This is a genomic window from Arsenicicoccus cauae, from assembly GCF_009707125.1.
GTDB classification, from domain to species: Bacteria; Actinomycetota; Actinomycetes; order Actinomycetales; family Dermatophilaceae; genus Arsenicicoccus; species Arsenicicoccus cauae.
On sequence record NZ_WLVL01000056.1, the window covers coordinates 41653 to 60039 of the forward strand.

Here is an 18387-nt window from a genome sequence, read left to right on the forward strand (position 1 = left end):
ACGACGGACTACCCTGGGCCAGGTGTGCGCCGATCCGGTCGGTCCGCACGCGCCATTCATCATCGAGGGAGCTCAACGTGTCAGTGATCGAGCGTCTGCTGCGCGCCGGTGAGGGCAAGACCCTTCGCCGGTTGCAGGGCATCGCAGCCCAGGTCAACGCGATCGAGGAGGACTTCGAGCGCCTCACCGACGCCGAGCTGCGGGCCGAGACCGACACCTTCCGCTCGCGGCTCGCGGACGGCGAGACGCTCGACGACATCCTGCCCGAGGCCTTCGCCGTCGTCCGCGAGGCGAGCAAGCGCACGCTCGGCAAGCGACACTTCGACGTGCAGCTGATGGGCGGGGCCGCGCTCCACCAGGGCAACGTCGCCGAGATGAAGACCGGTGAGGGCAAGACGCTCGTCGCCACGCTGCCGTCCTATCTCAACGCCCTCGAGGGCAAGGGCGTGCACGTCGTCACCGTCAACGACTACCTCGCCTCCACCCAGGCCGAGCAGATGGGGCGCATCCACCGCTTCCTGGGCCTGGAGACGGGTTGCATCCTCGCGTCGATGACGCCCGAGCAGCGGCGCGCCGAGTACGCCAAGGACATCACCTACGGCACCAACAACGAGTTCGGCTTCGACTACCTGCGCGACAATATGGCCTGGTCGACCGAGGAGCTCGTGCAGCGACCGCACAACTTCGCCATCGTCGACGAGGTCGACTCGATCCTGATCGACGAGGCGCGCATCCCGCTGATCATCTCGGGCCCGGCCGACCAGGCCACCAAGTGGTATGTCGAGTTCGCACGTCTGGTGCAGCGCCTCGAGCGCGGCGAGGACGGACGTGGCGACTACGAGGTCGACGAGAAGAAGCGGACCGTCGGCATCCTCGAGGCGGGCATCGCCAAGGTCGAGGACTTCCTCGGCATCGACAACCTCTACGAGTCGGTCAACACCCCGCTCATCGGGTACGTCAACAACGCCATCAAGGCCAAGGAGCTGTTCAAGCGGGACAAGGACTACGTCGTGATGAACGGCGAGGTCCTCATCGTCGACGAGCACACCGGCCGCATGCTCCCGGGCCGCCGCTACAACGAGGGCATGCACCAGGCGATCGAGGCCAAGGAAGGCGTCGAGATCCAGAACGAGAACCAGACGCTCGCCACGATCACCCTGCAGAACTATTTCCGCCTCTACAAGGTCCTGTCCGGCATGACCGGCACCGCCCAGACCGAGGCCGCCGAGCTCCACCAGATCTACAAGGTCGGTGTCGTCCCCATCCCGACCAACCGCCCGATGATTCGCAAGGACCAGCCCGACCTCGTCTATCGCACGGAGGTCGCGAAGTTCGAGGCGGTCGCGGACGACCTGCAGGAGCGCCACGCCAAGGGGCAGCCGGTCCTGGTCGGCACCACCTCCGTGGAGAAGTCGGAGTACCTCTCCGAGCTGCTGCGGCGCCGCGGGGTCCCGCACGAGGTCCTCAACGCCAAGCACCACGAGCGTGAGGCGGCGATCGTGGCCGAGGCCGGCCGCAAGGGCGCGGTCACCGTCGCCACCAACATGGCGGGTCGAGGCACCGACATCATCCTGGGCGGCAACCCCGAGTTCCGCGCCATGGCCGACCTCAAGGCGCGCGGGTTGGACCCCGACGAGATGCCGGAGGAGTACGAAGCGGCGTGGGACGAGGCGCTCGCAGCCGCCGAGCGGGCCACCGCCGCGGCCCATGAGGAGGTCGTCGGCTACGGGGGGCTCTACGTCCTCGGCACCGAGCGCCACGAGTCCCGTCGCATCGATAACCAGCTTCGGGGCCGTTCCGGTCGTCAGGGAGACCCGGGGGAGAGCCGGTTCTACCTGTCGCTGCAGGACGACCTGATGCGGATGTTCAACGGCCAGATGGTCGAGAGCTTCATGGCGCGGGCCAACATCGAGGAGTCGGTCCCGATCGAGTCCAAGATGGTCTCGCGTTCCATCCAGAGCGCCCAGACCCAGGTCGAGGGTCGCAACTTCGAGATCCGCAAGAACGTCCTCAAGTACGACGACGTGCTCAACCGCCAGCGCACCGTGATCTACGACGAGCGGCGGAGCGTGCTGGAGGGGGAGAACCTCCAGGACCAGATCCGCCTGTTCATCAACGACGTCGTCGACGGCTACGTGACGGCGGAGACGGGTGAGGCCTTCCCCGAGCAGTGGGACCTGGACCGGTTGTGGACGGCCCTGCGACAGATCTGGCCGGTGGCCGTGACCTGGCAGGAGCTCGAGGCGGACGCCGGCGGCAGGTCGGCGCTGCGGAGCGAGGACCTCGCCCTGGAGCTCAAGTCGGACGCGCAGCACGCCTACGACCGGCGCGAGGCGGAGCTCGGCGAGCACGTCATGCGCGAGGTCGAGCGTCGGGTCCTGCTGTCCGTGCTCGACCGCAAGTGGCGGGAGCACCTCTTCGAGATGGATTACCTCCAGGAGGGGATCGGGCTGCGTGCGATGGCGCAGCGCGACCCACTCGTCGAGTACCAGCGCGAGGGGTTCATGCTCTTCGAGGCAATGATGGACGGCATCAAGGAGGAGTCCGTCGCCTACCTGTTCAACCTCGAGGTGGAGATCGGCGAGGAGGAGGCCCAGCGGCTGTCGGACGCCGCCGAGGCCAAGGCCCAGGCCAAGACACAGTTCAAGGCCAAGGGCCTCGAGACCGACCGCCACCAGGAGCGCCTGCACTACAGCGCGCCCGGGGAGGACGGAGGCGTGCAGGAGCACGACGAGGGGGGCGCCGCCGCGTCCGGCGGCTCCCGCAAGGAACGTCGCGCCGCGAAGCGCAACCAGCGCAAGGGTCGCTGAACAGTAGGTATGACGAGCGCCCCCGCTCCGGTCCGGCCGGTGCGGGGGCGCTCGTGTGTGTGGTGGGTCAGCCCACGACGAGGTCGTCGATGACCCAGCGTCCGTCCCGACCGACCATCCGGAACGCCAGCGCGCGGACCCGCTCGCCCACCACGACCACCGCGGCCACCTCTGCGAGGCCGTCCCGGTCCTCGGCGACGTGCACGCTGCGCACGACCGGACGCCGTCCGCGCCGCGCGTGCCGGTTGCCGACGGCCTGCGACCCGCGCGCCAGGCGGGCGTACACGTCGGTGGTGGTCCAGCGCACCAGCTGGCTGACCGGCCGATGGGCCCCGAGCACCTCGACCAGGGCCTGGCTGACCTGCTGCGCCCACGCTCGCGGGGAGGGCAGGTCGGCGCTCGCGGTGGGCTGCGGCCCGAAGAACGCGTCCCGGTCGTGGAAGTCGAGCGCCAGCTCGGGCTGGCGGTCGAGGCCGGGCTCGTCCGTGAGGGGGACGGCGACGACGCCGGCGACGGTGTCCAGCGGCTCGGGGGCGATCACGGGCGCGGGGCGCAGGTGCAGACGGGTCACGGTGGCGGTCATGGGTTCCCCTGGAGCTGGGTCGCGGCGGGAGCGGTCAGGACCTGGCCCGGCAGGATCAGGTCGGGGTCGGGGCCGATGACGTCCCTGTTGTGGTCGTGCCAGGCGCGGCAGGTCTGCGCGACGGTCTCGGCGTCGACGTCGGGGGGCAGGTGCTGCTGCGCGATGGCCCACAGCGTGTCCCCGCGCATCACCACGTGACTGACCTCGGCGGTCCTGCGGACCTCCCGCTCCTGGCGGAGGGGGCGCAGCTCGGGATCCACCGGCGCCGCCCGTCCCGCGGTGCTCGGGTGCGGCGCCGTGGAGGTGGGCACGAGCTCGGGTGGGACCGGACCGGCCGGGAGGTCGGCGAGCCCGTCCGGCTGACCGGAGGAGGCTGTCGACGAGGTCGGAGCAGCGGGTGTCAACGACGAGGTTGGCGGGAGGGGCGCGGCGGTGGCCTGGAGGGTCGTGCCGCCCAGGCTGACGCCCAGCAGCACCGCGACGATCCGCGCGCGACGGACGGGGAGGAGGTGCTCCGCCGCAGGTCCGCTGCGTCCGCTCGGCCCGTCCGCCCTGGATGTCCGCCAGGCCCGCCAGACGTCGCCAGCGGTCCGGGCCAGCCAGGCGCCGACCGCGAGGGCGAGACAGGTCTCGACGGCGGCGACCAAGACGTCCGGGAGGGTCGGTGCCCCACCGACGCCCCTCGCGGCTGCGGTGACGACCTGCGAGCCCAGGACGACGGCCGACGCGAGGCAGGCCACGCCCCCGAGGGCTGTGACGCCGACGGCGAGTGCGGCGCGCCGTGACGGCACGGTGGGTGCGGGGGCCGGTAGGGGGCGGCGGGACATGGCAGGGACTCTAGGTAGTTTGCCTCCGTTTGCCTATGGCTGATGCTGAAAGAGTCGTTTGGCGAACACAGAGTGAGGCGTTCTCGACGGTTCGTGTCCTGCGTTGACCAGACCCGTCACGCAGGGCCACTGGCCGTACCCTGAGTGCAGGAGGCGACATGGATCGGTGGCAGGGCTTCTTCGACGACCTCGAGGGTCGGGTCGAGGAGCAGCGGCGCGCGGACGAGCTGGCCGGGCTCGCCGACCGGGTACGCCGTGACCGTGCCGGTGTCACGCTCGGGGCCCGGCTCGCGGGGAGCGTCGGGCTCCCGGTGCGTCTGCACGTGCTGGGTGGGGAGCAGGTGGCCGGTGACGTCGACGAGGCCATGGTCGACTGTGTCGTCCTGGCGCGCGAGGGGCGCCGCTGCGTCGTGCCGCTCGCCGCGGTCGTGCGGGTGGAGCGGCTCGGCGAACGGCCCGCAGAGCTGGCAATGGCGGGCCGACCGGGGATGGGACGCGCCGTGCGTGACCTCGCGCGCGACCGACGACCGGTCCGGCTGCACGACGTGACCGGCACGGTCAACGAGGGGGTCATCGATCGGGTCGGCCAGGACCACCTGGACCTGCTCGTCCTGCCCGCCGACCTCCCCGCCCGGCCCTCGCAGCGTCGGTCCCGCGCGACGGTGCCCTTCGGTGCCGTGGCGGTGGTGCGTCAGCTCTGAGCGTCGGGCTCGGGGTCGGGGTCGGCCGAGCCGAAGGGGTGGGCCGCCACGAACGCCTTGGTCTCGGAGTACATCCGCTCGATGTAGTCCTCGAGCTCGCTGGTCTCGACGCGCCACTGGCCCCGGCCGCCGACCTTGATCGCCGGGAGCTCGCCCGAGCGCACCAACGCATAGGCCTGGGCCGAGGAGATGTCAAGGATCTCGGCGACGTCGGCGAGCTGGATGAAGCGCTTGGCCATGGGGTGCGGCTCCTCGTGAGGCGGATGTCGGGCGGTGGGCCCCGTGGTGCCCGGCCTGGTCGAGTGTAGGGCTGGCGTGCCGGCCGTGGGTGACCGTGCTGCCGGGGTGTGGACAACGGGAGACGGCGTGCGACCCCTGTGGATGACGAACGACGCCGCCTCGCCGGATTGGCGACGATGGTGGCACGGTCGGCGCCGGCGCGCGACCGTCCACCAGCAGGAGGTCCCATGCGTCGTTCTCGTCCGTCCGACACCACCCAGGCTCGGCCCGCCGCCCGCCGGCTGCGCCAGCCCTCCTGGCGCGACGCCCGACTCGTCGTGGGGGTGCTCCTCGTCCTGGCGTCGGTGGTGCTCGGTGCCCGCGTCGTCGCCGCTGCCAAGGAGACGACCCACGCCCTCGTGGCGACCCGTGACCTCAGTCCGGGAGAGGCCGTGTCCCCGTCCGACCTGAGGGACGTCGAGGTCCGGCTCGGTGACCTGACGGGCGCGTACGTCGCCCCGGGCGCCGTGGCCCGCACCGGCCTGCACGTGGTGCAGGCGGTGCGCGCCGGCGAGCTGGTGCCGACGGACTCCCTCGGCACGCGCGAGCAGGTCGGGCAGCGTCAGGTGGCGCTCCCTGCCCCGAGCGGGTCCGTGGGTGCCCTGGTCCGCGGGACGGCGGTCGAGGTGTGGGTGAGCAAGCGCAGCGCCGTGGGAGGCACCGACGTGTATGCCGCTCCGCGCAAGGTCGTCGGTGGGGCCACCATCGCGCGGGACCCGCAGGAGGGGGCGAGCCTGATGGGCGGCGGCTCGACCGTCACCCTGCAGGTGTGGGTGCCGGCCGCGGTCGTCCCTGAGCTGCTGGCCGCCGTCGACGCCCGCGACCGGATCACCGCGGTGCCGCTGCCCGGCGCCGCGCTGCGGGTGGACTCGTGAACGCGCGGCGACCCTCGGTCCTCACCGCGCTCCCGGACGTCTGGGACGGCGCGGTGGTCGGTCGGCTGGGGTCCCGGGTCCTCGTCGGTCGCCGGTGCGTGGACCTGCCCGACCTGCTCGCCGCCGCGCACGCGCGGCTGGGGGACGTCGCGCTGGTCTCCCCCCGGTTGCGGGGGCTGGACCTGAGCGCCATCCGCGACCTGCGTCTGTGCTCGGTCGGCGTGCTCGGGGTGGTCGACCCCGGTGACGAGGCGGGGGAGGCCCTGCTGCGCCAGCTCGGCATCCGGGCGTTCGTCGGCCCTGACGCTCCCGCGCCCGACCTCTACGGCGCGGTGGTGGGAGCCCTTGCCGTCCCGTCCTCGACCGAGGGGTCCGACGAGACCGAGGAGGCCACCCCCGACGAGGTCGCCCCGAGAGGGCGGGTCGTGGTCGTCTGGGGGCCGGCGGGCGCCCCGGGTCGCACGACCGTCGCGGTCAACCTGGCTGCCGAGCTGGCCCTCGACGGCCGCGAGGTGGTCCTCGTGGACGTCGACACGCAGGCTGCCTCCGTCGCCCAGCACCTCGCGATCCTCGACGAGGCACCGGGCATCGCCTCCGCCTGTCGAGCCGCGGAGCACGGCACGCTCGACGTGACCTCGTTCGCGCGGCTGGCGCCCGAGGTCCTGCCCCGGCTGCGGGTCCTCACCGGCCTGCCGAGCGCCGACCGCTGGCCCGAGCTGCGGGCGGGTGCGGTGGAGCGGGTGCTCGACGTCGCGCGTCTCGACTGCGACGTGGTCGTGGTCGACTGCGCCTCCTGCCTCGAGGACGACGACGAGCTGAGCTATGACACCGTGGCGCCCCGGCGCAACATGGCGGCGCTCACGGCCCTGGAGGTCGCCGACCAGGTCGTCGTGGTGGGGGCGGGTGACCCGGTGGGCCTGCAGCGACTGGTGCGCGGCCTGCAGGAGCTGGCCGGGCGCGAGGTCGAGGCCGGCGTCGTCGTGGTCAACCGCCTGCGGGCGAGCGCGGTGGGGCCGAGGCCGACGGCGCGCATCCAGTCGCTGCTCGAGCGCTTCGGGGGCGTGGAGGACCCGGTGCTCGTGCCCCTGGACGTCGAGCGGGTGGACGCCGCCCTCCTCGCCGGGACGGTGCTGCACGACGTCGCGCCGGACTCTGCGGTGCGTTCGGCCATCGCCTCGGTGGCGGCGGCCGTCGTCCGCTGAGGAGGCCTGCCTGCCGGGGCACGGTGACCTGATTTCACCCTCTGTGATCAAATGTCACTCGTCGTTCCTTGGAGGGACCAGTCGTGCGGAGATGGTGCATCGGCTCACGTGACCGGGATGCGCCCCCGTAGGGTGATGGAGAAACTATGGCCTGCACGACACCGGCCTTGTAGGGGGGTAGATGACGATCCAGCACGATCGGATGGGCGAGGATCAGGCGGAGCAGGGGGACGACCGCCGCGAGCCCACCACCCGCACCAGGGTCTCCTGGGCAGCCGAGCGACCGTACGTCGTGCCGGCCGCCGTCGAGGAGACGCAGGCGGGTCGCGTGGTCGACCACGACTTCGATCCGGTCGCCCGCGCCCACACCCGCCGCGCTCGGTGGGAACGACCTGTGATGCTGCAAGCTGTCTCCGGTGACGTGCTCATCGCCGTGGGCATCACCTTCGTCCTGATGATCAACGACTGGCGATCCCTGGGCGAGTCTGTCGCCGGGGCCCTCGTGACGGGTGTGCTGTGGGGCGGTCTGCTGCTCATCCGCCGCGGCTACGACCTGCGACGCATGAGCGAGAGTACCGCCGCGGTCCAGGCCGTGCTCGGCGCGGCCTTCGGGGCGATGGCCGTCCTCGGCTTCATGTCCTACGCCGTCAAGGTCGAGCTCCCGCGCCGGTACGTCCTCGTCGGTGTCCCGGCGATCGCGCTGCTGACCATCGTGCACCGCCTCGTCGTCCGGCACACGCTCAAGCGTCGCCGCACCTCGGGCGAGGCGATGCTCCGCACCCTCGTGGCCGGCGACGGCCTGACGGCCGGCGCCTTCGCCCGTGAGCTCGCGAGCACCAAGGACCACGGCATGCAGGTGGTCGGTATGGCGCTGTCCAGCCTCGACGTCGTCCCCATGACGCGGGGGGCGCAGGTGCCCGTGTGGGGCGTCCTGTCGGAGATCCCCCAGATGGTCGTGGACCATGACATCGACACCGTCGTCGTGACCGGCGGGGGGCTGTCGGGCACCTCGCTGCGGCGTCTCTCGTGGGCTCTCGAGCGCACCGGAGCTGATCTGGTCGTCTCGCCCGGCATGGTGGACACCACGCCGTCGCTGGTGACGATGCAGCCCACGTCGGGTCTGCAGCTCCTGCACTGGGAGCGGCCGTCCGACAAGCTCGGCCGCGGTCTCGTCAAGAACGTCCAGGACCGCACCATCGCGTGCCTCGCGCTGCTGGCGGTCTCACCGATCCTGATCGCGACCGCTCTGGCCATCAAGCTCACCAGCAAGGGCCCGATCTTCTACACCCAGCAGCGGCTAGGCCAGGACGCCGAGCCGTTCACCATGATCAAGTTCCGCAGCATGGTCGTGGACTCCGACGAGCTGCGCGCCCAGCTGGTCAAGCAGCAGCACGCGTCCTCCGAGGGCAACAAGGTGCTCTTCAAGATGGCCGACGACCCCCGCGTCACCAAGGTCGGCAAGGTGATCCGCCGCTACAGCATCGACGAGCTGCCCCAGCTGTTCAACGTCCTGCGCGGCGACATGGCACTGATCGGCCCGCGGCCCCCGCTGGCCGAGGAGGCGGAGAAGTACCACGACAAGGACAACCGCCGTCTGCGGGTCAAGCCTGGGCTCACCGGACTGTGGCAGGTCAGCGGACGCTCCGACCTCGACTGGGACCAGTCGGTGAACCTCGACCTGCGCTACGTCGACAACTGGTCGGTCGGGCTGGACATGCAGATCCTGTGGAAGACCGCCCGCGCGGTGATCAAGGGCGACGGCGCCTACTGACCAGATCTGGATGGTCCGGGCCAGGTCAGGGCAGCCCGAGCTCGGCCGAGCCCCGACCTGGTCCACGCCCCGGGAGGGCGACCGCAGGGGAGGTCTGCGAGCATGGTGCCCATGACCACCCGCCTCACCCCGCTGGACGCCTCTTTCCTCTACCTGGAGAGGCCCAACGCCGTCATGCACGTGGGTGCGGTCCTGGTCTTCGACGGTGATCAGACGGCCCCCGGCCAGGAGGAGCTGCTCGCGCGGGTGAGCCGACGGATCGCACAGGTGCCCCGCTACCGCCAACGGGTGCGGTCCGTCCCCGGCGGCGTCGCCAACCCCGTCTGGGTGACGGACGAGGCGTTCGACGTGACCTACCACGTACGCCGGTCGGCGCTGCCGCGGCCGGGCACCCGACAACAGCTCGACGAGTTCGTCGCCCGTGTCCTGGCCCGACCCCTCGACCGGGCCCGTCCGCTCTGGGAGCTCTACCTCGTCGAGGGTCTGCAGAGCGGCGGCTTCGCGCTCGTCACCAAGACCCACCAGGCATTGGTGGACGGGGTGGAGGCCGTCGACATCGCCGAGGTGGTGCTGGACGACGAGCCGGTCGAGCACGAGCCGCGGGAGGCCCCCTGGGCGCCGGGCCGGGAGCCCAGCGACGTCGCGCTCGTGGTCGGTGCCCTCGTGGGCGCCGTGCGCCGCCCCGGCCGCCTGGTCGAGGTGGCGCGCAACGGTGCGAGCGAGCTGCGCAGCGCTGGAGAACGCGTCACGGCCGGCGTGAGCCAGGTGGTGTCCGCGCTCGCCAGCACCTCGCGGAGCACGACCCGCAGCCCGCTCAACGGGCCGACCGGGTCCGCGCGCCGCTTCGTCAGCGTCGACACCGACCTCGAGGACTACCGGGCGGTGCGTCGCGGCGTCGACCGCGGCGACGTCGGGCTCGAGCCCAGCGTCAACGACGTCATCCTCGCCGTGATCACGGGGGCACTGCGGACCTGGCTGGAGTCGCGGGGCGAGCACGTGACCCGGAGCACATCCGTGCGGGTGCTGGTCCCGGTCAGCGTCCACGCGAGCCATGACGACGGCGACCGCCTGTCGGCCTGCATCATCGACCTGCCCGTCGGCGAGCCGACCCCCCTGGTCCGCCTGCACCAGATCGCCTACGCGATGTGGCGTCAGGTCGACCGGGGCCGCGCGCTCGGCGCCGCCACCCTGGCGGGGCTGGCGGGGTTCGCCTCTCCCACCCTGCACTCCCTCGGCTCCCGCCTGGGGGCGGTCGCGTCGCGCAGCCTGTTCAACCTCGTGGTGACCAACGTGCCCGGCCCGCAGACCCCGCGTTTCCTCGGGCGTGCGACCATGACCGACACCTACCCGGTGATGCCGGTGGCCGAGGGGCAGGCCCTCGCGATCGGGGTCACTTCCTACGACGGCCGGGTGCACTACGGCATCAATGCCGACCGAGACCTCGTCCCGGACCTCGACGTGCTCGCCGCCGCGATCACCGAGAGTCTCGACGAGCTGCTGGATCACGCCTGACCGCCCGACCTCGCCCAGCCGCCACCCGCTGCCGTCCCACCGCCCGAGGAGCCCCATGTCCCTGCGCCGCGTCTACCTCGCTCTCGATGCCTCCGACCTGCGCCGGCTGGCCGGCGCCGAGGACGTGCGGGTCGACGATCGGCCCGCCCGTGCCGTGACGGCGGCGGTACGCCGTGAGCTCGCCGAGGAGGACGAGGAGGAGCAGGAGTACGACGCCCTGCTCGAGTGCGCGGCCGCCGCGTCGGTGCGGGCGGGTGCGTCGCGGCGGGTCGTGGCGGCAGCGGACCTGCCCGCCGCCTCGGTGCACGACGTGCCAGACGGCTACGCCGACGTGACGGTCGTGGGACCCGTGCGCCGCGAGCGCTTGGTGTCCTTGCACGTCGACGAAACCACCGAGCACGACGACACGGACCTGCTGTGGCACGACGTCACCGAGCTCGACCAGGTGATCGCTCTGGTCGAGAGCGACTGACCGCACGCGCTCGGACCGGCGTGTCCTCACCAAACCCGGTCAGGCCGGCTGGTCCCGCAGGCGAGCGTCGACCGCGGCGAGGACCCGGCGCATCCGGGCGACCTCCGCCCGGTGCCGCGCGGCGGCCAGGGCATGCTCGTCCGGGCTGCCCATGGCCTCCCCCCGCAGTTCGGCGAGGTGGACCGCGTGGGCCTGGAGCCCCGCGGCGAGGCGGTCCATCGCCTCCAGCAGGCCCTGCTCCTCGTCCGTGGCTGCGGTCCCGGCGGCCGCGCGGGCTGCCGCGAGGGCGTCGGCGACCCGCCCGCGGTGGCGGTGCAGGGCGGCGGCCAGCGCGGAGCAGGACGACGCGTCCCCGGTGGGCGCGGCATACGGGCTCATGACCGGACCAGCTCCGTCGAACGGTCGTGGAGGGCCTCGAGGCGGCAGCTGAGCCGCGCGAGGACGGCCGTCAGGGCCTCCTGCAGCTCTGGCGCAGGCTGTGCGCCGGACCAGGCCAGCTCCTCGACCGCCTCGTCCAGCACCTGCGCGAGGCGTCGCAGGGTCGGCTCGGCGGCGCTGGGGCAGGTCGGGCGGGTGGCGGGCACGGACTCGACTCTAGCGGTCCCGGCGGGCGCCGAGGAGGGCGTCCACAGGCCCCTGTCGCGATCGCAATACCGTCCGTGACCACCGCTGCGGGCGGGAGGATCCGGCGTCCAGGGGATCCGTGGAGCCACATCCTGCGGCGGGGCGGGTCGCGAGGTGCGGGGGCCGCCTGCGGGCACGTCGCCGGGGAGCTAGTCTCGGGGAGGTGCACGCTGTCGTGCACGACGTCGAGATCGATGAGGTACACACAGGCCATGTCTGCATCCTTCGACCAGACCCGCGCAGAGCTGCTGACCGCAGCCGCGGAGGTGGCAGGCCGCTCCCGGGACGGCACAACCGCCCAGCTCCTGCACCGCTACTACCGGCACACCGCCGACGAGGACCTGCGGGCACGCGCGCCCGAGGACCTGCTCGGCGCGGCGCTGTCGCACCGGGAGCTGGCCAGACGCCGAGCGCCCGGACGAGCGTCGGTGCGGGTCTTCACCCCCACCGTCGCGGAGAACAAGTGGTCCTGCGGGCACACGGTCGTGCAGACCGTCACCGACGACATGCCCTTCCTCGTCGACTCCGTCACCGCCGCGATCATGGCGGACGGGCGCACGATCCACCACGTGGTCCACCCCCAGCTCGTCGTGCGCCGAGACGCCGTGGGCGAGCTGGTCGAGGTCCTCGACGTCGACCCGGAGGACGCCCCCACGGGGGAGTTCGGGGTCCACGTCGAGTCCTGGATGCACGTCGAGATCGATCGTGAGTCCGATGCCCCCGACCTGCGCGAGGTCCAGGAACGCCTGGAGCAGGTGCTGGGTGACGTGCGGGAGGCGGTCGAGGACTGGTCCAAGATGCGTGACCGGGCTCGGCAGACCGCCGACGCGCTGCGCGAGGACCCACCCGGCCCGGTCTCCGAGGCCGAGGTCGACCAGGCGGTGCGGCTGCTCGACTGGCTGGCCGCGGACAACTTCACCTTCGTAGGCTGCCGCGACTACGCCCTCCACGAGGACGGGGACGACCTCTCGCTGCACGCGGTGCCCGGCACCGGGCTCGGCATCCTGCGCTACGACGAGCGGCAGGCGTCGGTCCCGCACCTCGTCGGTGCCGTGCGCGACAAGGCCCGCGAGCCGCACCTGCTGATCCTCACCAAAGCCAACTCGCGCTCCACCGTGCACCGGGCCGGCTACCTCGACTACATCGGGGTCAAGACCTTCGACGCCGACGGCGTCGTGACGGGGGAGCGCCGCTTCCTCGGCCTGTTCACCTCCGGGGCCTACACCGAGTCCGTGCTGCGGGTGCCCATCGCGAGCGACAAGGTGCGGGAGGCGCTGCGCCTGTCCGGCTACTCCCCGGAGAGCCACGACGGCCGCGACCTCGTGAGCGTGCTGCAGACCTTCCCCCGCGACGAGATCTTTCAGTCCGAGCCGGGCGAGCTCGCCGAGACGGCGAAGTCCATCATCCACGCCAAGGTGCGCCGCCAGCTGCGCGTCTTCCTGCGGCAGGACGTCTACGGCCGCTTCACCTCCTGTCTGGTCTACCTCCCGCGCGACCGCTACAACACGACGGCGCGGCTGCGGATCGAGGCCCTGCTGCGCGACACCTTCGGCAGCGACCAGATCGACTACACCACCCGCGTCAACGAGTCCACGCTGGCCCGACTGCACTTCGTCGTGCGGGTGCCGCGAGGCGTGTCCCTCCCGGACATCGACCGAGAAGCCTTGGAGCGCAAGATGATGGAGATCACCCGTGCCTGGGGCGACGACCTCGCCGAGGCCGTCACGCAAGAGCACGGCGAGGAGGACGCCGCCCGGATCCTCAAGTCCTACGGCCGGGCCTTCTCGGAGTCTTACAAGGAGGACTTCTCGGCGCGCGTCGCGGTCGTGGACCTCGAGCACCTCGACGCGGTGCCCGCCGACGGGCTGGGGCTCAACCTCTACCACTCCCTCGGTGCCCCCGGCGACGAGCGGCGGATGAAGGTCTACACCGAGCACGAGCTGTCGCTGTCGCGGCTGCTGCCGATCTTCACGCACCTGGGGGTCGAGGTCACCGACGAGCGGCCCTACACCGTCGACCGCGCGGGCCGCGCCCCCGCCTACGTCTACGACTTCGGGCTCAAGGCGGACTCCGCAGACGTCTGGGAGGACCACGGCGGCGACGTCCGTCGGGATGTCCAGCAGGTCTTTGCCCAGGCATGGTCCGGGGAGATCGAGTCCGACTCGCTCAACTCCCTGGTCCTGCGGGCGGGGCTCACGTCCCGCCAGGTCGTCATCCTGCGCTCGATCGCCAAGTACCTCCGCCAGGCCGGCACGACCTTCACGGCGGGCTACATCGAGTCCGTGCTCACCGGCAACCCCGAGATCAGCCGGATGCTCGTCGAGCTGTTCGAGACGCGGTTCGGCGTCGGCACCTACGCCGACGACGAGCGGGGGATGCAGGAAAGGCACGCCGCCGAGCAGGCCGTCGTCGACCGGATCACCGATGCCCTGGAGGAGGTGGCGTCCCTGGACGCCGACCGGATCCTGCGGTCCTTCCTCGGCACCGTCCGGGCCGTCCTGCGCACGAACTTCTACCAGCACCAGGACGACGGCGCGCCCAAGCCCTACCTGTCGATGAAGCTCGACCCGCACGCCGTCCCCGGCCTCCCGGCCCCCAAGCCCAAGTTCGAGGTCTGGGTCTACAGCCCCCGCGTCGAGGGCGTGCACCTGCGGTTCGGCAATGTCGCCCGCGGCGGCCTGCGCTGGAGCGACCGGCGCGAGGACTTCCGCACCGAGATCCTCGGCCTGGTCAAGGCGCAGATGGTCAAGAATGCCGTCATCGTGCCCACCGGGTCCAAGGGCGGTTTCTTCGCCAAGCAGCTGCCGGACCCGGCCGTGGACCGGGACGCGTGGCTGGCGGAGGGCGTCGAGGCCTACCAGCTCTTCATCTCCGGGCTGCTCGACCTGACCGACAACCGCGTCGGGCGGGACATCGTGCCGCCGCACGACGTCGTGCGGCACGACCCCGACGACCCCTACCTGGTCGTCGCGGCCGACAAGGGCACGGCCAAGTTCAGCGACATCGCCAACGGCGTGGCGCAGTCCTACGGCTTCTGGCTCGACGACGCGTTCGCGTCCGGCGGCTCCGCGGGCTACGACCACAAGGGCATGGGCATCACCGCCCGCGGCGCGTGGGAGTCGGTCAAGCGTCACTTCCGTGAGCTCGGGCTGGACACCCAGACCGAGGACTTCACGGTGGTGGGCGTCGGCGACATGAGCGGCGACGTCTTCGGCAACGGCATGCTGCTGTCCGAGCACATCCGCCTGGTCGCGGCCTTCGACCACCGTCACATCTTCGTCGACCCCTCGCCGGTGGCCGACAGCTCGTATGCCGAGCGCCGGCGCCTGTTCGACCTGCCGCGATCCTCGTGGGCGGACTACGACGCCTCGCTGATCAGCGAGGGCGGGGGCGTCTTTGCCCGCTCCGCCAAGTCGGTGCCCGTCTCGCCGCAGATGGGCGAGGCGCTGGGGATCGCCGATGCGCCGGCGACGATGACGCCGGCCGAGCTGATGCGGGCGATCCTGCAGGCCCCGGTCGACCTCGTGTGGAACGGCGGCATCGGCACCTACATCAAGGCCTCGACCGAGGTCCACGCCCAGGTCGGCGACCGGGCCAACGACGCCATCCGCGTCGACGGCCGCGACCTGCGGTGCCGGGTCGTGGGCGAGGGCGGCAACCTCGGGGCGACCCAGCTCGGGCGCATCGAGGCGGCCAAGGCCGGGATCCACGTCAACACCGACGCCGTCGACAACTCGGCGGGCGTGGACACCTCGGACCACGAGGTCAACATCAAGATCCTGCTCACGGGGCTGATGAAGGACGGCGACCTCACCCTCAAGCAGCGCAACGAGCTGCTGGCCTCGATGACCGACGAGGTCGCCTACCAGGTGCTGCGCGACAACTACGAGCAGAACGTCCTGCTCGGCAACGCGCGCTACCAGGAGCACGAGATGCTCCCGACGCACCGCCGGCTCATCACCTGGCTCGAGGAGCGGGGCGAGCTCGACCGACCCCTGGAGTTCCTCCCCGGTGACGCCGAGCTGGACGAGCGCGCCGAGGCGGGCCACGGCCTGACCTCGCCGGAGGCCTCCGTGCTGATGGCCTACGCCAAGCTGGCGCTCAAGGCGGACCTGCAGGCGAGCGGCCTGCCGGACGAGCCCTTCTTCGCCCGAACCCTCGCGGAGTACTTCCCCGATCCGGTGCGCGAGCGCTACGCCGAGGAGCTGCAGCGCCACCCGCTGCGCCGCGAGATCATCGTCAACGCGGTGGTCAACTCCCTGGTCAACCGCGGTGGGATCACGTTCGCCTTCCGGGCGATGGAGGAGACGGCCGCCAGCCCCGAGCAGATCGCCAAGGCCTTCGTGGTGGCGCGCGAGGTCTTCGACCTGCGGGACTTCGTCCAGCAGGTCGAGGCGCTGGACAACCAGGTCCCCACGGACACCCAGACCTGGATGTATCTCGAGTTCCGTCGCCTGCTCGACCGCGCCACCCGGTGGTTCCTGCAGAACCGCCCGTCCAGCCTGGACGTGGAGGCCGAGATCGAGCGGTTCGCCGACACGGTGCGTCGGGTGCAGCCCCAGGTCGCGGACATGCTCAAGGGCGGCGAGCACGAGCGGCTGCGCGAGCAGGCCGACGCGCTGGTCGAGCAGGGGGTCCCGGAGGAGCTGGCGGTGCGGGCCGCCGGGCTGCTCGACCTCTACTCCGTCCTGGACATCGTCGAGATCGCCCGCGAGACGGAGCGGCCCGGCGACGACGTGGCACGGCTCTACTTCCAGCTGTCGGAGCACTTCGGCGTGGACGCCCTGCTGACGCGGGTGTCGGCGCTGCCTCGCGAGGACCGCTGGGACGCCCTCGCCCGCGGCTCCATGCGCGACGACCTGTATGCCGCCCTCGGCGCCCTCACCATGGCGGTGCTGGGATCGGCCGGCGAGCTGCAGGACCCCGGCGAGCAGATCGGGCGCTGGGAGCAGCTCAACGCCGACCAGCTGGGCCGCGCCCAGACGGCGCTGACGGGGATCGCCCGGATCGAGCGTCCGGGGATCGCGCCGCTGTCGGTGGCCCTGCGGACGCTGCGCAGCGTGATCCGCAGCGGAGCGGCGGCGGACTGACGTCGACCCCGCTCGCGGCGGGCCTCGGCATACGGCTCGGAAGGGTCGTGCGCCGGGGCCCACGCTCGTCACCTAGGGTGATGAGGTGGCGACCCTCACCGACATCCTGCGCGCCGAGACCGACCTGGTCGACGGGGACCTCAACTGGCTCCGCCTGCTGGTGGGCGACTGGCAGATCATCTCCGACCTGACCTTTGCCGACCTGGTGCTGTGGGTGCCGACGCGGTCGGGGGAGTGGCTGGTCGTGGCGCACGCCCGACCGACGACGGGTCGCATGGTCTTTGCCGAGGACATCGTGGGCACGCGGACGCCCCGCAGCCGCCGCCCGCTGCTCAACGAGTCCTATGCCTCGAGGCGCACCGTGCGCGACCAGGACCCGGGCTGGATCGACGACGACGGGATCCGGCAGGACGCCGTCCCGGTGGTGCGCGACGGTCGGGCGCTCGCGGTGATGAGCCGCTGCACCAACCCGGCCTACCTGCGCGTGCCGAGCCGCCTCGAGCTGACCTACATGTCCACCGGCGACGCCCTGTGCCGGATGATCGCCTCGGGCGCGTTCCCGAGCACCGAGGTGCCGACGGGGCAGCGACGCGGCGCCCCGCGCGTCGGCGACGGCATCGTGCGGCTGGACGTCGACGGTGTCATCACCTACGCCAGCCCCAACGCCATCTCGGGCCTGCACCGCATCGGGCACGTGGGGGCCGTGCTCGGGGTGACCCTCGCCGAGATCACCACCGGGGTGCTGCGCGACCACGCCCCGGTCGACGAGACGCTCGCCCTGGTCGTGACCGGGCGAGCGCCCTGGAGCACCGAGGTCGAGACCCGCGCCGGTCACGTGACGATGCGCGCCATCCCCCTGGTCGAGCGGGGGCAGCGGGTGGGGGCGGTCATCATCATGCGCGACGTCAGCGAGCTGCGCCGTCGCGAGCGTGAGCTCATGACCAAGGACGCGACGATCCGCGAGATCCACCACCGGGTCAAGAACAACCTGCAGACCGTGGCCGCGGTGCTGCGCCTGCAGGCCCGTCGTATGCCGTCCGAGGACGCTCGCGTCGCGCTGCAGGAGGCCGTGCGGCGTGTGGGCACGATCGCGCTCGTGCACCAGACCCTCAGCCAGGCGTTGGACGAGACGGTGGACTTCGACGACATCGTCAAGCGCTCCAACAGCGCGGTCGTCGAGGTGGCTCGCACCGAGGAGCCGGTGCGCTCGCGGCTGGTCGGGTCCTTCGGCAGGCTGCGGGCCGAGGACGCCACCTCGCTGTCGATGGTCATGGCCGAGCTCGTCTCCAACGCCGTCGAGCACGGGCTGGCGTCGAACGGCGGGGAGCTCGTGATCGAGGCTCGCCGCGGCCCGGACCCCCAGGACCCCACGGGCGAGGCGGGGGAGCTGCTGACGGTGACCGTGTCCGACGACGGGGTCGGGCTGCCGGAAGGATTCACGCCGCATGGTGACAGCCTGGGTACGCAGATCGTGTCGAGCCTGGTGCAGGACCTGCGGGGCCACATCCGATGGGAACGTCGCGAGCCCCGCGGCACCGTCGTGACGTTCACCGCCAAGCTGCGCGCCGTGGGCGCGACCGGTGACGACGACGATTGAGCGCCGGGCGCTCCTGAGGCACGCCGACGGCGCCGCCACCCTCG

The 18387-nt window shown here is 71.9% G+C and carries 14 protein-coding genes; 9 read left to right on the plus strand and 5 right to left on the minus strand.

The genetic code is table 11. From position 1 onward, the window contains the following. Positions 1-77: 77 nt before the first annotated feature. Complete coding sequence (gene secA / locus GGG17_RS15300; protein ID WP_311966742.1) at positions 78-2810, plus strand: preprotein translocase subunit SecA; 2733 nt, start codon at positions 78-80, stop codon at positions 2808-2810. Between the two features lie 67 nt (positions 2811-2877). Here secA and GGG17_RS15305 read toward each other — a convergent pair whose 3' ends face one another. Beyond that, entirely contained in the window at positions 2878-3393 is a 516-nt protein-coding gene (locus GGG17_RS15305; protein WP_154594555.1) for an Rv3235 family protein, read from the minus strand. Beyond that, on the minus strand, positions 3390-4220 hold the full coding sequence (locus tag GGG17_RS15310; RefSeq protein WP_154594556.1) for a LysM peptidoglycan-binding domain-containing protein: 831 nt from the start codon (positions 4218-4220) through the stop codon (positions 3390-3392). The genes GGG17_RS15305 and GGG17_RS15310 overlap by 4 nt, the downstream gene beginning before the upstream one ends. Positions 4221-4378: 158 nt before the next feature. On the opposite strand from GGG17_RS15310, the gene GGG17_RS15315 reads away from it, so the two are divergent. Further along, a complete protein-coding gene (locus GGG17_RS15315) occupies positions 4379-4921 on the plus strand; it encodes a hypothetical protein (RefSeq protein ID WP_154594557.1) in 543 nt (180 codons plus the stop codon). Here GGG17_RS15315 and GGG17_RS15320 read toward each other — a convergent pair. Beyond that, complete coding sequence (locus GGG17_RS15320; protein ID WP_154594558.1) at positions 4912-5160, minus strand: helix-turn-helix domain-containing protein; 249 nt, start codon at positions 5158-5160, stop codon at positions 4912-4914. The two genes, GGG17_RS15315 and GGG17_RS15320, sit on opposite strands and share 10 nt — an antisense overlap. 228 nt (positions 5161-5388) lie before the next feature. On the opposite strand from GGG17_RS15320, the gene GGG17_RS16090 reads away from it, so the two are divergent. The 5 genes from GGG17_RS16090 to GGG17_RS15345 all read left to right on the plus strand — a co-directional run bounded on the left by GGG17_RS16090 (position 5389) and on the right by GGG17_RS15345 (position 11032). Then, on the plus strand, positions 5389-6075 hold the full coding sequence (locus tag GGG17_RS16090; protein ID WP_195849255.1) for an SAF domain-containing protein: 687 nt from the start codon (positions 5389-5391) through the stop codon (positions 6073-6075). Then, positions 6072-7277 carry a CpaE/TadZ family protein gene (locus GGG17_RS15330; RefSeq protein ID WP_311966743.1) on the plus strand — a complete coding sequence of 402 codons (1206 nt, stop codon included), beginning with the start codon at positions 6072-6074 and terminating at the stop codon, positions 7275-7277. Before GGG17_RS16090 ends, GGG17_RS15330 begins: the two co-directional genes overlap by 4 nt. A 181-nt stretch (positions 7278-7458) precedes the next feature. Next, positions 7459-9048: a sugar transferase gene (locus GGG17_RS15335; RefSeq protein ID WP_154594559.1), complete on the plus strand. Its 1590-nt coding sequence runs from the start codon at positions 7459-7461 to the stop codon at positions 9046-9048. Between the two features lie 111 nt (positions 9049-9159). Further along, on the plus strand, positions 9160-10560 hold the full coding sequence (locus GGG17_RS15340; protein WP_154594560.1) for a WS/DGAT/MGAT family O-acyltransferase: 1401 nt from the start codon (positions 9160-9162) through the stop codon (positions 10558-10560). A gap of 55 nt (positions 10561-10615) precedes the next feature. Continuing rightward, positions 10616-11032 carry a DUF6912 family protein gene (locus GGG17_RS15345; protein ID WP_154594561.1) on the plus strand — a complete coding sequence of 139 codons (417 nt, stop codon included), beginning with the start codon at positions 10616-10618 and terminating at the stop codon, positions 11030-11032. A 39-nt stretch (positions 11033-11071) separates the two neighbouring features. Here the strand turns inward: GGG17_RS15345 and GGG17_RS15350 are convergent, their stop codons facing one another. Both GGG17_RS15350 and GGG17_RS15355 read right to left on the minus strand, forming a co-directional pair. Beyond that, positions 11072-11410: a hypothetical protein gene (locus GGG17_RS15350; protein WP_154594562.1), complete on the minus strand. Its 339-nt coding sequence runs from the start codon at positions 11408-11410 to the stop codon at positions 11072-11074. After that, a complete protein-coding gene (locus GGG17_RS15355; RefSeq protein ID WP_154594563.1) occupies positions 11407-11616 on the minus strand; it encodes a hypothetical protein in 210 nt (69 codons plus the stop codon). Before GGG17_RS15355 ends, GGG17_RS15350 begins: the two co-directional genes overlap by 4 nt. Before the next feature lie 252 nt (positions 11617-11868). Here GGG17_RS15355 and GGG17_RS15360 point away from each other — a divergent pair, with 252 nt between their 5' ends. Both GGG17_RS15360 and GGG17_RS15365 read left to right on the plus strand, forming a co-directional pair. Then, positions 11869-16746, plus strand: coding sequence for an NAD-glutamate dehydrogenase (locus GGG17_RS15360; protein ID WP_154594564.1), 4878 nt, complete (start codon positions 11869-11871; stop codon positions 16744-16746). Positions 16747-16831: 85 nt separating this feature from the next. After that, positions 16832-18343, plus strand: coding sequence for a sensor histidine kinase (locus GGG17_RS15365; protein ID WP_311966744.1), 1512 nt, complete (start codon positions 16832-16834; stop codon positions 18341-18343). Positions 18344-18387 lie beyond the last annotated feature (44 nt).